Here is a 13,662-nt window from a genome sequence, read left to right as displayed (position 1 = left end):
TTCTCAGCTCCTTAGTAGTGAACCCAGCGTTTCTGGCCCAGCCATTGAACCACGGTGAAGATCAGAATGATCAGGAACAGGGCCCAGGAGACCGCTGATGCATAGCCCATCTCGTAATAGCGGAAGGCATTCTGATAGATGAACAGGGATAATACGGTGGTGCTGTTCCCGGGGCCGCCCTGCGTAATCGCCTGGATGATGCCGAACTGCTTGATCGACATGATCAGTCCGGTAATCAGCAGCAGAAAAGTAGTGGGACTCACCAGCGGCCACAGAATGCTGCGGACCGTCTGCCACGTGCGGGCACCGTCGATAGTGGCTGCCTCCAGCAGCTCGCCGGACACCTCCTGCAAAGCGGCGAGGTAGATAATCATGTTATAGCCGAGCATGAACCAGATCCAGATGATATCAATCGCATACATGGACGTATCCATCGTGGACAGCCAGCCGGGAGGATTACCGATGCCCAGGGAGCGGAGAATGCCGTTGATCGGCCCGTTATTCGGGTGGAACAGCAGCATCCAGACGAAGGCTACGGCTACGCCGCTGGTAATGTAAGGCATGAAGTACAGGGCGCGCAGCAGCTTTTTGAGATAGACGGAACGGTTCAGAATGACAGCTACAAGGAACGCCAGCCCAATCGATACGGGAACAGAGACCAGGAACAGCAGCGTGTTCTTGATGGCAATATAGAAGACCTCATCCCCCAGCATCCGCCGGATATTGGCCAGCCCGATGAACTTGGTATTAGGACTCATAAACTTGTAATCTGTAAACATGAGATAGAACGAATACATAGCCGGTATGATAAAAAATAGTATCACGCCAATCATATTGGGCCCGATAAACAGATAGCCCAGCAGCTGCTGACGTCGCATCCAGGTTGCCTTCACAATAGCCCCACTCCTTTAGGTCTTATAAGTACATTACAAGCATAACAAGCGTCCTCCTGACGGTTAAGGAACAAAACCACCCACTTCATGGCACAGAAATATACAATTACGCAAGCAGCGGGGGGTGTATCGGTCTTAGTTATGTTCTATCCGTGTTCAGGCCAAAAAGCGGCATTCCCGGAGGGAACGCCGCTGCAGCGGTATGGCTATGAGACTGTATAAGCAGGCTAAAGGCTTAGTGTGTCCTGCTTCTCCCGCAAATTGTGCCGGTACTGGCTGGGTGTATGCGCGGTCAGTCGCTTGAAGATCTTGATGAAGTAGTTATCGCTCACGAAGCCGACCCGGTTACCGATCTCATAGACCGGCAGGTCGGAGCCGGTCAGGAGCCGGATCGCCTGATCTACCCGTACACGGTGCAGATAGTGGATGAGGGTGTGACCGGTTTTCTTTTTGAACAGGGTGCTGACATAATTCTCGGCCATCATGACATACTGGGACATCGACTTCACCGTAATATCCTCAGCGTAGTGCTCATGCAGATAGTGCAGGATCTTCTGAATCTCCGGGTGGCTCGTAATCTCCTCATGGGCCGGGGGTTGCGGGGAAGCAGCAGCGGATGGTAGCGCGTTCCTCTTGCGGTTGTCCTGGTTCTTCTCCAGCTCGCCGCTGATCTTGCGCAGGGTGTCCCGGAGGGAATTCACGCTCATCGACAGCTTCAGAATATAATTGGACGCCCCGTATTCCATGGCCTGCCGCACATTCTCGAAGTCATTCATGCAGGTCAGCATGACGAAGCGGGAATCAATTCCCTCCTCACGGGTTCTGCGCAGCAGCTCGACGCCATCCATCTCCGGCATGACGATATCCGAAATCACCAGATCTGGCGCATCCTCGCGGATCATCTCCAGCGCTTCTGCCCCGTTGCCCGCTTCTCCGCTGACCATGAAGCCGAGCTCTTCCCAGGCGATAATCTCGCGCACACTTTCCCGTACGAATACCTCATCCTCCACCAGCAGTACCTTCCACATGTATAATCCCTCCCGTAGTTATGCTTAAGCCGGATGCTCGTTGCCGTATGGTGTGGACATTAACAGCGGCATGGTCAAGCGGACCGTAACGCCTTCGCTGGTTGAGAGAACTTCAAGCTGTCCCTCCTCCCGGAAAAGCAGCCGCAGCCGCTCCTGAATATTACTCAGTCCGATGCCCGGACGCTTGCGCGGAGCCTTGGCGCCGCCGGTCTGCTCCATGCCTACGCCGTTATCCCTGATCTCGATCATCAGACGGTGTTCTTCGCGGCGGACGTTCAGCTCAATCAGGCCATGGCCGGGCAGCCTGCTGATTCCGTGAATGATGGCGTTCTCCACCAGCGGCTGGAGGCTGAGCTTCGGCACCAGAGCATACAGAATGTCCTCGTCATACGTGAAGGTACAGTCGAATTTGTGCGCATAACGGACCTGCTGAATATGGACATAGGCTTCTACAAGCTCGATTTCATACTTGAGATGGATCAGATCCTTATCGGTGTTCAGACTGGCCTCCAGCAGCTTGCCGAGCGACAGGGTCATGTTGGTAATGTCTTCATTCTGCTCGCGGATGGCGATCCATTTGATTGTATTCAGCGTGTTGAGCAGGAAGTGGGGATTTGTCTGGGCCAGCAGCATCTGAAAATGCACCGCCTCCTTCTGGCGCTCCTCCGCCTTCAGCTTCTGGATCAGCAGGTTGGTGTCGTCAAGCATCGTATTGAAGGTCCGGGTCAGCTCAAGAATCTCGCCGCTGAATTTGTGTTCCGGCAGGCGGATTTTCAGGTTCTTCTGCACCGCCGCCTTCATCTTGTTCTGCAGATGGGACAAGGGCCGGGTTATGGTCGTAGCAATCACGAAGGTCATCATCAGGAAGATGCTCGTCAGCACCAGGAACGTAAGGAAGTATTGCTGCTTCAGCTCCTCGATCTCCGCGAACAGCACCGACAGCGGAATCCGGTTGACGATATACCAGTCCAGCGATTCCACATAGATATAATTAATCAGGGCGTTCGAGTCTTTGTCGATAAAATACTGCTGTCCCGGCTGCCCGGCAAAGCCCTCCTTCACCTTCTCGGATAATTGGCTGCCCGGAACCGACTGGGAGATATCCTCGCCAGAACGGGTAATCAGGAAATACTGCTGCTCCAGATCGGACTGCTTGTGGATGGAGCGCAGCCAGTACGTATAATCAATGCTGATCCGGGCCATGCCGTACGGCTGGTTCCGGGCATCCTCCAGATAAGCGTATAAGGATAGAAGATAGGCGCTGGTAGAGACATCACGCAGAACGTAGTTGGCATCATTGGGCACCCAGTGATAGGAGTTGTTATCCATCTGCTTCCGGTCGAACCCCGAATTGGCCCGCAGTTTGGAGTATACCAGTGAATCCTTGGGCGGGTATGAGGTGTATGCGCTTTCAGATAAGTCCAGAATCATGAAGTAGACCGAAGGATTATACAGGAAGAAGCTGTTGTTCAGATTCTTGAAAATATTCTCCATCAGCCGCTTGTTCTCCAGCTCATTACGCTGCTCAGGATGGAGCAACACGGACTTCACGGTGTCATCCTGCTTCAGGAACAGCAGCGTTTTGAAGGCAATGCTGATCTGGTCCTCCAGTGTGCGGTACATCTGCTCCAGCTGATAGTGGCTCTGCTGGCTGATTTTCTTCTGGACCAGCGTCTCAATGCGCTGATAGTTATAGATATTCAGTGCGCCGAACGGCAGCAGAATTAGGCACACAAAGGCGGTGAACAGGCGGTATTTCAACTTCTGGGGAATCAGCATACGCAGCAGCTGTGACACAGGGAAGCACCTCCAAGCCTGACTGAACCTGCCCGTTCCGGGTCGGTTGATATGCTAGATTATAGCATAATCCCTCCGCCGGATTGGCGATATTTCAAATTGCATGGTTTTGTTCCAGTTGGCACGGGGGTAGGGAGAAAATGCATAGAATTGTTCTATCCGGGCTGCTTGACAGCGGGACAAGGCGGACGGATAGTTATCCGCCCCGCATGGTCAAGGACCCGATGGAGTATGCAGGGGTATTTCTCGGCCAAAATCCTCGTGCCCACTGATACTAACCCCCTATGTTTGTGGACCGACGGACTCAGGTGCTCTTATTTGCCAAAAAGACCAACTTTATGCCGGCAGGCGGACTCAGAGGCCTTTAAATCACTCCAGGCAGCCGGAAATGAAGGGGAAAATGGTAGTTAAGCGCATCTGAGTCCGCATAGTCTCCAGAAAAGCCGGATTTGCCCAAATAAGCGCATCCAAGTCCGCAAGAACACGGCTGGAGCTTGCCGCGTTCATTCAAGGCTTAGTCTGTTCCTGATAGGGTAAGACAAAAGAAAGAGAGGCGCCATGATTCCCATGGCAAGCCTCCTGTATGATGCACGATATCTCTCTATTTCTTCTCTGTCCTCACCTTCGCCGCTACTTCTTCTGCTTCAAATACTCATTATGGCGGGCTGCCATGGCCTGCACAGTCTGATCGAGCGACTGCGAGCCGAGGAAATATTTCTCATACTCCTGTGAACGCAGGTCCATTACCTCTTGCGGCAGGCTGCGGACATAGGTGGGCGTCTTGTTGTCGAACATGACGTACATCAGGGAGTCCAGATCGTAGGAGTCACTTTTGTCGCCGATGAGGCTCTTGAGCGCATCCTCCTGCTTGGCATCCTTGGAGGCCGGGAGTCTTCCGCCCGCAGCCATCGGGGACATGCCGCCATCGGAATACCACTTCAGGAACTCCCAGGCCGCTTCCTGCTTTTTGGACTTGGCGTTAATGGAGATGTAATCGCCGAGGCCCCCGCGGGTCACGTAATCACTGGCGGATTCAGCAAGCCGGGGTACCGGAGCGAAAGCGATTTTGAAATCACGCGGGAAGTCGGTGAAGTTATTCGAGCTGCGCAGCAGCCACGCCCCGATATTGAGCATCGGCACCTCTCCGCTGAGGAAGACCTGCTCCACCGGCATCTTGGAAGTCAATTGCTCGCCGAGCGGCGGTGTGGTCTTCTCCTCCTGCATCATCCCGTTCAGCGTCTCCAGCCATTGTCTGACCAGCGGATGATCGAGATTGGAGGTGCCGTCAGGCTTGGTGTAGCCCTCCTGGGAGAGCACGGAGTCGATGGGATCCACGAAGGGCTCCATATTTTGAATAAAACCGTACGAATCGCCGCTCTTCAGCTTCTTCGCATACTCGCGCAGCTCATTCCAGGTCCATTCCTTCGGAACCGGCAGGCCTGCCTTATCGAGGGCGTCTTTGTTCAGGGCGATGAAGAACGGGCTTTTGGTCGTCGGAACGCCGTAGAACTTGCCGTCAATCTTCCAGCTCGCAGTGTCCGCGCCCATCTTCTCTTCAATGTTGTAATCGGTGAAGCCGCTGAGATCGAGGGCCAGCCCGGATTCCACCCGCTTGGCGGCATGAGAAATCGTATAGTTCACGAACAAATCCACATCCTGGCCGGTAATCATCGCCGTGTCCAGCTTCAGATTGCCGTCATCATCATTGACATAGCGCACATATTCCACCTGAATATCGGGGTGCTCCTTGTTCCAGTTGTCCACGACCTGCTGCGGACCGGATTCCGGCGGGACACCGCCCCACATTTTGAGCGTTACCGGTGTATTTTTACCTGTGGCAGAGCTTCCATTGTCCGCTGAAGACGAATTGCTGCTGTTCCCGCAGCCTGCGGCCAGGCCCATGACCAGAACGAGTGAAGTGATTCCGGCGATAACACGGCTCTTATTCAAAAGCGACAACCTCCCTATGTGTACTGTATAAGCTTGCAACTCAAGAATAGCAGATGGCCGGGAGCGTCAGAAGGAACAAAAAACAGGAGAATATGGAACATAACTTTACATTCTCTTTCCTGATAATGGCCAGAGCGGTTATAGTGCAGGGAAACGTTCTATTCGAAAGGAGCGGTTGCGGCGCTTCAAGCCCATTGTGTAAAAACACAATCATGTCAGATCCTGTTTTTCTTTTTACCCAAAATGCAGCTGAAAATCATATGTTATGATTCTTTACATAAGAGAACCCTACCTGACAGGAGCGATGAAAGATGATTATTGGCGTACCGAAAGAGATCAAAAACAACGAAAACCGCGTAGCGATTACCCCTGCTGGTGTGGTAAGTCTAAGCGCAGAAGGCCATAAGGTGCTTGTTGAGGCCGGAGCGGGTGCGGGTAGCGGATTCCTGGACGAAGAGTACGCTGCATCTGGTGCGGAATTGGTTGCAGAAGCCGCCGCAGTGTGGGCCGCCGCTGAAATGGTAATGAAGGTGAAAGAACCGCTGAGCAGTGAATACGGCTACTTCCGCCCGGGGCTTATCCTCTTCACGTATCTGCATCTGGCTCCAGAGCCGGCCCTGGCTGCCGCCCTTAAGGACAAAGGCGTATTCGCCATCGGCTATGAGACTGTAGTGGATGGCCGCACCCTGCCGCTGCTCACTCCGATGAGCGAGGTAGCCGGACGGATGGCAGTTCAGCTCGGTGCCCAGTTCCTGCAAAAAAACTACGGCGGACAGGGCATCCTACTCTCCGGGGTTCCCGGCGTAAGCCGTGGTAAGGTCAGCATCATCGGCGGCGGTGTGGTCGGTACCAATGCAGCGAAGATGGCCATCGGGCTTGGCGCTGAGGTAACTATTATCGACCTGAGCGCAGACCGGCTCCGCCAGCTTGACGATATTTTCGGTGCCCAGATCAGCACCTTGATCTCTAATCCGTATAACATCGCTAAGGCGGTTGCTGACGCGGATCTGCTGGTAGGGGCTGTGCTGATTCCAGGCGCGAAGGCACCTAAGCTGGTAACGGAAGCAATGGTGCAGACGATGAAGCCGGGCTCCGTCATTGTCGATGTGGCGATTGATCAGGGCGGGATTGTGGAGACGATTGACCGGGTGACCACGCATGACAACCCTGTATTCGAGAAGCATGGGGTCCTGCACTATTCGGTCGCCAACATGCCAGGTGCAGTCGCCAAAACCTCGACCATCGCCCTAACCAACGTCACCGTTCCTTACGCGCTGCAAATTGCCAATAAAGGCGTATTCCAGGCGATCGAGGACGATGCCGGTCTAAAGAGCGGCGTCAACGTAGCCAACGGCAAAATCACCTGTCAGGCCGTCGCCGAAGCGCTTGGAGAAGAATACTTCACGGTTGAGGCCGCTGTAGAGCAGGAGTTCACGCTGATCTAATCTATACAGAGAGAAGTCGGCTAGAGGGGTATCGCAATAGACAGAGATGGAGTCCGGTGAGTGATCATCGGGCTTTTTGTGTTGGAGCGTTCCGAATGTAATCGAAAAACCGATCATAATGGGCATGTCGAGGGTGCGAGGGCAGGTGTGCTAGATACAGCATCCATGTAAGCTATCGCACCGCACCAGTTTGCTTTTGACGCAAATTCTTCATGATATGTCAGGTTTTCTACTGAAATCTGTTTTGTTCCTATAGGCAACCGCCAGGCAGCGTACTATAATGTAATCACTTATTCTGCTATTCTTCAGGTTGGGGTGGGAACATTGGCACAATCAGAGCCGTCATTTGACCGTTTTTTTGACAGTATGGAGTCCCTGGCGGATACGCTCAGCGAATCGCTCCAGTCCCAGGTTACGATTGAGGACAGCAATCATCATGTGATCGGGTACAGCTCCCATCAGACGGAGAGTGATCCGGCACGAATCTCGACCATCATTGGCAAAAAGGTGCCCAGCACGGTCATTATCGGCCTGCGCAAAAAGGGAGTTATGCATGAGCTGGAGAGCAGCACGCATCCGATCCGCATCCCTGCGGTAATGGAGGTCGGGCTTGGCCCGCGGCTGGCCATGTGCATCAAGCACCAGCAGGAGATTCTGGGCTATATCTGGGTGGTGGACCGGGGGAATCTCGCCGCAGGGCAGGCGGAGGAACTTGTGGAGAAGGCTGCCGGGATTGCCGGGCGGTATCTGCTGAAGCAGCGCGGATGGAAGACGAAGCAGGAGAAGGCCATGGAGGATTTCTTCTGGAAGCTGCTGACCTCGCATTATGACAGCGAAGCGCATATCCGCCAGGAAGCGGAGGCCGGATCGGTGCTGCTGCCGGAGAACTATTACATTGGGGTGCTGGAGAGCAGCAGGCCGGTAGATGAGCATTTTCTGCAGCGTTTTCGCCGGGTAATGGACACCTTTACCGGGCAGCGGCTGCTGTTCCAGACCGCCGAGCAGAACCGGCTGATTATTCTTTTCTCCTTTATGTTTCCGGTGGAAGGGACCGGGCGTCTGTCTTCGTTCCTGCACAAGCTGCTAGGGGAGCTGGGCCAGAGCGAAGGCGGCAAGCTTACGGCAGGCTGCAGTCCTGAATATCGCGAATATACCTCGGCTGCTGAAGCATACCGCGAAGCGCTGCAGATTCTGGAGATGAAGAAGCTGCTGCCTTATCATACGCGTGAACTGCTGCTCTATGAAGAGATCGGGTTCTGGGCATACCTTCCGGCTATTCTGGAACAGAAACGGAGCCGCCCCCGCCGGAGCCCGCTGCTCTATCCTTTGAAGGAGCATGACCGTGAGCATAAGAGCGATTTGCTGAGAACCCTCGCTGTATACCTGTCGCTGGATGGCAATCTGAAGGCAGCGGCCGCTTTTCTGCATATTCATACCAATACCTTAATGTACCGCCTCAACAGGATCGCCGAGATTACAGGCCGGAGCCTCAAGGAGACCGACTACCGTACCTCCATCTACCTGGATCTTCTGACCGAGGAGACCGCGCAGGTAAATCTATGGTTCCAGGAGGCTTCCAGGTCAGGAGTGTAGCTTAATGTTTCCGGGCGATCCGAAACGCATTATTAGCCTGTTCAAAGCCGATCTGAGGATAGAACGATAGAGCTTCCTCGGAAGACAGCAGCACGATGGACACCTGATCTCCTAATGTCTCCTGAAGCAGCTGCACCAGGTCTTTGCCTATATTCTGCTTCTGATACTCCTTAATGACGGCCAGATCCGACAGATAACAGCAGTAGCAATAGTCGGTGATGGCCCGTGCTACTCCGACTACCCGGTCGCCATCCCAGCAGCTAATTAGGATATCGGCTTGATCGATCATTTTCTCCATCCGGTCTAAATCGTTGTAGGGGCGCTTAAGTCCTGATAATCTAAACACCTCGGCCATTTGTTCAGGTAACAGCTGTTCATTGACTTTAAATTCTACTGCCATATTGACTCTCCTTTTACATTCATTTTTATTATTCTAAGCTATAAATGAGCACCATTGGATAAAGAATACTCTTGCATCGTTCTAGGATTAAGTGGAGGTTTTATTATCTCTGAAGTACTTGGCGCAGGTGACTTGGAATAAAACGGCTAATGATGCCTCCGTGTATATTAATTTTCCTGAATAATACTGAATGAATTTAAAGAGCCTACCGTTCAAATGGGTAGGCTTTTTATGTTGAGAAGACTTACGGGTATATCCAACACTGTATCCGGGTAGATAGTACCAAAAAGAAAGAAAGTATTGACATAAATTTAACTTTAATCATAAATAATGTTAATATTATGTCAATCTTGGGTTCATTTGCTTTGATATAATTTCTGCTAAGTAAGTGAAAGGAGATTAGAGTGTTGAAAAAAGAGCTAGGATTATTGATGTTATTGAGTACTATTTTGCTGTCAGGGTGTGGGGGGGATAAGCCCGCAACAGTCACGAAAGGTACGGGGGATTTGCCCAGTAAACAAGTAATAACTCAACCGGAACAGAATACAGATCGTTCTGGAGATTGTACTGTAGACCGTATAAGCTTGGATAGTGAAACAGCACAAAATTTCTATGGAACTTGGAAAGTTGAGAAACTTCTAGGGTTCGCAAATTCATACAATGATGCTTCCGAATATCCAACAGGGCAAAAATTTATTGGAGATAAAATTATCATCAAAAAAGATTTTTTTTCATCAAAAGGACTTAAAAACTATAAAAATTATCAATATGAACTTAAAAATCCATTATATCAGAATATAGCGACATGCTATAACTCTACCTCTTTTTATAGATTGTATAAAATTCAAATTCCAGACTTAAATGAAAATGATGAGGTACAGGCAATAGATATAAGTGACCCTTCTACAAAAATGAGCATACCTGTAAGTTTAAGCTTTTTAGCTGTTAATGACGACAGGCTTATCTTGTTATCAGAGGCAACTATTTTTGAGCTTAAAAAAATTACTGATTAATGAATTAAGGTTATGTTTTTAAACAAGAAAGGTCAGCCTTTTTAGCTGACCTTTCTTGTTTATGCCGTAAAACGATTAAACTATAGTGTATATACTGGATATTTGTGAGTATAACCCATGCCTTTACAGAATAAATTTGCTTCTTCATTTCTTCGTCTTTGTAAATTTCTATCATATGAAAATGCTTTGCTGACCAATTTTGAACAATTATCGTTTTCTTCTTTTGAACGTGGGCCTTGAAAAGATGAATAGATTTGCTTGTATGCAAGCATGGTTTTTACATCATTGGTTGTTAGCACCCCAGGGCCTCCATTAAAAGTGAGTGAAACAAGTGCATCAAACTGGGATTGTGTAAGAGACATACCTGTAGGAAGTGACAATTTATTTACTGCCGAAACAGCCTTAGCAGTATCTTCAGTAAAAAAAGTATTTGCCTTAGACTGAGAAATTGGTGAAGTATAACCTAGATTTAAAGAGCTTGATAGAGCATCAGCTTGTGCTTGGGTTAGAAGAGAATCCTTTGGATTACCTGTTGTATTTTTAGTGTATTTTTTAGTATCTGTTATCAGATGTCCCCAACCAACTGTTGGATACCCAACAGGATCTCCATAAAATTTCAAGGAAAATCCCTCATGCGATTTGATAAGGTCTGCTCCGCCAGTGCCTAGATTTGCCATAATAATCACTCCTGAAATTATTGTTAGTAGAAGAACAATAGGGAGGAATCAAAGCCAGAGAACCATTCCCAAGTTTTCTGCAATGCCGTATTGCCTTCACATTATATAAAGAGAAATGAGTCTCTTTATTTACAACCTCTCTTTAAATATTATTTCAATTCACTAATATCAAAAGTCTGTATAACCTCAATCATTTTGACATAGAGTTCCTGTTTTAAATCATCCCGATGATCGGCGGGTACTTGCCGCAAGGAGGCTTTGATTTTTGGTGTGAAAGACTCCAGGATATGCAATGTCGCCTCCGAATCCTTGTCTCGTTGTGCTTGTACTAATAATTGAGCAAACATGCAATCACTTCTTTACATTTTTTTGTATTTCATTTTTTAAGCTATTAATAGCTTCACTTAAATCAGATATTTTCTTTTCGAAACGGATTAGCAAATACAGGGTTATTCCAATAGGGAAGCCTAAATTAGCAACTAGTGTGGCAATATCAATCTCGGGCATCCTTATCCCCCTCCGTTAGTAACCGGCGCAATTTTTCTAAAGCTTTTAATCGGTGTTTGGAGATGTTTTGTTGGGTGTAACCCAATTTTCGGGCTATTTCCTCGTCCTTAAGGTTGTGGACATAGGCTAGTGATAGAATCTCTTGTTGTTGGGAGGAAAGAGTCTCATAAGCTTGAAATAGTGCATAGTCTGTGATGTGATCTCTGAGATTTGCATGTATAACTTCCGGATCGTAAATAGTTAAAAGGACAGATTCCATATTGTCATCGTTATCTAGTGTTAGAGGAAACCGTGTGTCCTTCATTCTTCTTTTTTTGTCATAATTAATAGAGTTGTAATAGATAAGATTGGCCATGTACGAAATAAAACGGCGATTTAAACTATCATCCGGTTTCATTGTCTGCCCCCTTCCTCTTGAAGAGTTCCTTCCTACACTATAAAGAGAGATGAGATTCCTTTTTTACAACCATTTTCCAAATAATAAGAACAAATGTTCCTATATTTTAACACTGTAAACACTAGAGTCAATGTAAATTCCCTTTTATGGACGCGTGGCAAAAAAATTATTGTTCTGGTTGTAATCTATCTGTGTAAATCTCCTTATATAGTGAGGGCATCTGTTCTGAGCCTATCTGCTAACTAGAGGAGTGTAATAGAAATGAAGAAAGTGCTATATGTACCATTGGATGATCGGCCTGTAAATCTGGATGATGTGATTGTGCAGGGCAGATCGGCGGGGATTCATGTGATCACACCGGATATAACGGACCTTAAGAATCGCTTGGATTCGGAAAAGACAGCATCGGGCACAACCCTGCTGACCACTTCCTCACCGGCTTATGGAGATACCGCCAAGATCCGGCAATGGATTCTGGATCATGCGGCGTCCGTGGACGGTTTTATTCTGTCGGCGGACATGCTTGCCTACGGGGGATTGATTGGGAGCCGCCGTCTCCGGGCGGATGCGGGTGGTGCGTACCCGGCGTATGACGCTGCAATTACTCATCTGCTGGACGTCATCCGTGAAGTGAAGCAAGTCTACCCGGACAAGCCGGTGTATGTAATGGATACGATTATGAGGCTGGCCACCACCTCTTTTGCGGAAGGGCTGGACCTCGCGGCGTATACGGAGTCCCGCAATTTCATGCTTCAGCCGCGCAGAAGCTTCTCGCAGTTCGACGATATTCTCAGCGGATATAACCTGTCCCCGACTGGCGACTATGGCAGTACGGCTACTTTCGATAAGGAGCAGTATTACAATACCAGAGCGCATAAATTCAAGACGAACCGCTATATTCTGGAGTTGCTGGCGCAGGAGGGCTCTATTGATTTCCTTGCAGTCGGTGTGGATGATGCCAATACCCAGGGCGTGCAGATTAACGAGATTCACTATATGGAAGCAGGCATTAATGAATGGCTGGGCGGGACCCATGGTCAAAATCCGGACCGGGCGGTCATTCTCCCGGATGCTGACGGACTGGGACAGTCGTTACTGGCGCGGATGGCGAATCAGCTCTACCGGAATGGGGCCGCCACCAGGTATACCGTTGAATATTTCGGACCGCATGGCTCTACCCTTACGAGTCCGTATGAATATATGGATGTGCATCAGAACATCCTGCGCCATCTGGATATTGTAGGGGGTGAGGCGGTAGGTGATGCCCGTGAGGTGGAGATTATCGCGATTACTGCAGCGGATCAGGTGCTGGCTGCGGTTAACCGTATCGAAGATAACGATTCCCGCCTCGTCCCGTCGGTAGTGATTGACTGTGTCGGCGCAGGTGCAGCAGATGCAAGGATAACTGAGGCTCTGCTGGGCAGCAGGCATACTGGCGCGCTATTAGGATATAGCGGCTGGAATACGCCGGGGAACAAAATCGGCCTCGCATTGGGCATGGCCCAGGCCCGGTATGCTTATATCGTTACAGAGACCGATGCGGCGGGGCTGGACCTTGCGGTTAACGCTCACGGCTCGCTGCTGTTCAAGCGCTTCCTGAAGGATTACTTCTACAAAAGGCTGGCGATTGGCGAAATCCGGACGTACTCCAGAGCCCATTCGCTCTATGAGAATGTTGCAACGTTTACAGATCAGAATATGCTGTTGTTTAATAGCCCGGAAGACTATGCTCATCTGCAGGACATGCTTAGAGAGCGGATGCAGGTACACACAGCTACCCTGGCCGGAGCATGTGCCTTCCTGATCGGCAGTGCAGAACCGGCGTGCAGTATCCGGCAGGTTAGCGGAAACGGCTGGTCTTTCTCCGAATACGCCAGCGCGGTACTTCCATACGATGATCCCGATTATATTTGGGGCCGTGCCTTTGAAATAACTTTGAATCCTCATGTCACGTTAGAATAA

General features: G+C 49.9%; 13 protein-coding genes. 4 read left to right on the top strand and 9 right to left on the bottom strand.

Features of this window, described 5'->3' with window-relative positions; all coding sequences use genetic code 11:
- Window positions 1–11: 11 nt before the first annotated feature.
- From NSS64_RS27290 to NSS64_RS27275, 4 genes are all read right to left on the bottom strand, one after another.
- Window positions 12–893, bottom strand: a complete 882-nt coding sequence (locus tag NSS64_RS27290; RefSeq protein WP_341142198.1) for a carbohydrate ABC transporter permease — start codon at window positions 891–893, stop codon at window positions 12–14.
- A gap of 227 nt (window positions 894–1,120) precedes the next feature.
- Entirely contained in the window at window positions 1,121–1,921 is an 801-nt protein-coding gene (locus NSS64_RS27285; RefSeq protein WP_341142197.1) for a response regulator, read from the bottom strand.
- Window positions 1,922–1,945: 24 nt separating this feature from the next.
- On the bottom strand, window positions 1,946–3,718 hold the full coding sequence (locus tag NSS64_RS27280) for a sensor histidine kinase (protein ID WP_341142196.1): 1,773 nt from the start codon (window positions 3,716–3,718) through the stop codon (window positions 1,946–1,948).
- 630 nt (window positions 3,719–4,348) lie between these two features.
- Window positions 4,349–5,668 carry an ABC transporter substrate-binding protein gene (locus NSS64_RS27275; RefSeq protein ID WP_341142195.1) on the bottom strand — a complete coding sequence of 440 codons (1,320 nt, stop codon included), beginning with the start codon at window positions 5,666–5,668 and terminating at the stop codon, window positions 4,349–4,351.
- 311 nt (window positions 5,669–5,979) lie between these two features.
- On the opposite strand from NSS64_RS27275, the gene ald reads away from it, so the two are divergent.
- Both ald and NSS64_RS27265 read left to right on the top strand, forming a co-directional pair.
- On the top strand, window positions 5,980–7,113 hold the full coding sequence (gene ald / locus NSS64_RS27270; RefSeq protein ID WP_341142194.1) for an alanine dehydrogenase: 1,134 nt from the start codon (window positions 5,980–5,982) through the stop codon (window positions 7,111–7,113).
- Between the two features lie 324 nt (window positions 7,114–7,437).
- Complete coding sequence (locus NSS64_RS27265) at window positions 7,438–8,706, top strand: PucR family transcriptional regulator (protein WP_340995375.1); 1,269 nt, start codon at window positions 7,438–7,440, stop codon at window positions 8,704–8,706.
- Window position 8,707: 1 nt separating this feature from the next.
- Here the strand turns inward: NSS64_RS27265 and NSS64_RS27260 are convergent, their stop codons facing one another.
- The gene (locus NSS64_RS27260) at window positions 8,708–9,106 is read right to left on the bottom strand and encodes a GNAT family N-acetyltransferase (RefSeq protein ID WP_341142193.1); all 399 of its coding nucleotides are present in this window, start codon (window positions 9,104–9,106) and stop codon (window positions 8,708–8,710) included.
- Window positions 9,107–9,513: 407 nt separating this feature from the next.
- Here NSS64_RS27260 and NSS64_RS27255 point away from each other — a divergent pair, with 407 nt between their 5' ends.
- Window positions 9,514–10,119, top strand: a complete 606-nt coding sequence (locus NSS64_RS27255) for a hypothetical protein (protein ID WP_445667817.1) — start codon at window positions 9,514–9,516, stop codon at window positions 10,117–10,119.
- 80 nt (window positions 10,120–10,199) lie between these two features.
- Here NSS64_RS27255 and NSS64_RS27250 read toward each other — a convergent pair whose 3' ends face one another.
- From NSS64_RS27250 to NSS64_RS27235, 4 genes are all read right to left on the bottom strand, one after another.
- Window positions 10,200–10,796, bottom strand: coding sequence for a lysozyme (locus NSS64_RS27250; RefSeq protein WP_341142191.1), 597 nt, complete (start codon window positions 10,794–10,796; stop codon window positions 10,200–10,202).
- A 149-nt stretch (window positions 10,797–10,945) separates the two neighbouring features.
- On the bottom strand, window positions 10,946–11,143 hold the full coding sequence (locus NSS64_RS27245) for a helix-turn-helix domain-containing protein (RefSeq protein ID WP_341142190.1): 198 nt from the start codon (window positions 11,141–11,143) through the stop codon (window positions 10,946–10,948).
- A 4-nt stretch (window positions 11,144–11,147) separates the two neighbouring features.
- Window positions 11,148–11,303: a YvrJ family protein gene (locus NSS64_RS27240; RefSeq protein ID WP_076155695.1), complete on the bottom strand. Its 156-nt coding sequence runs from the start codon at window positions 11,301–11,303 to the stop codon at window positions 11,148–11,150.
- Window positions 11,290–11,700, bottom strand: coding sequence for a sigma-70 family RNA polymerase sigma factor (locus NSS64_RS27235; protein ID WP_341142189.1), 411 nt, complete (start codon window positions 11,698–11,700; stop codon window positions 11,290–11,292). The genes NSS64_RS27240 and NSS64_RS27235 overlap by 14 nt, the downstream gene beginning before the upstream one ends.
- Before the next feature lie 261 nt (window positions 11,701–11,961).
- Here NSS64_RS27235 and NSS64_RS27230 point away from each other — a divergent pair, with 261 nt between their 5' ends.
- Window positions 11,962–13,662: a DUF4127 family protein gene (locus tag NSS64_RS27230; RefSeq protein ID WP_341142188.1), complete on the top strand. Its 1,701-nt coding sequence runs from the start codon at window positions 11,962–11,964 to the stop codon at window positions 13,660–13,662.

This window comes from Paenibacillus sp. FSL H8-0122 (assembly GCF_038005345.1).
Lineage (GTDB): Bacteria > Bacillota > Bacilli > Paenibacillales > Paenibacillaceae > Paenibacillus_AQ.
This window is presented reverse-complemented; position numbering and strand designations above follow the sequence as displayed.

Coding starts and splice junctions, on each gene's coding strand:
- NSS64_RS27285 (WP_341142197.1), bottom strand. CDS start 1,921: ATGTGGAAGGTACTGCTGGTGGAGGATGAGGTATTCGTACGGGAAAGT.
- ald (WP_341142194.1), top strand. CDS start 5,980: ATGATTATTGGCGTACCGAAAGAGATCAAAAACAACGAAAACCGCGTA.
- NSS64_RS27240 (WP_076155695.1), bottom strand. CDS start 11,303: ATGCCCGAGATTGATATTGCCACACTAGTTGCTAATTTAGGCTTCCCT.
- NSS64_RS27245 (WP_341142190.1), bottom strand. CDS start 11,143: ATGTTTGCTCAATTATTAGTACAAGCACAACGAGACAAGGATTCGGAG.
- NSS64_RS27250 (WP_341142191.1), bottom strand. CDS start 10,796: ATGGCAAATCTAGGCACTGGCGGAGCAGACCTTATCAAATCGCATGAG.
- NSS64_RS27230 (WP_341142188.1), top strand. CDS start 11,962: ATGAAGAAAGTGCTATATGTACCATTGGATGATCGGCCTGTAAATCTG.
- NSS64_RS27260 (WP_341142193.1), bottom strand. CDS start 9,106: ATGGCAGTAGAATTTAAAGTCAATGAACAGCTGTTACCTGAACAAATG.
- NSS64_RS27235 (WP_341142189.1), bottom strand. CDS start 11,700: ATGAAACCGGATGATAGTTTAAATCGCCGTTTTATTTCGTACATGGCC.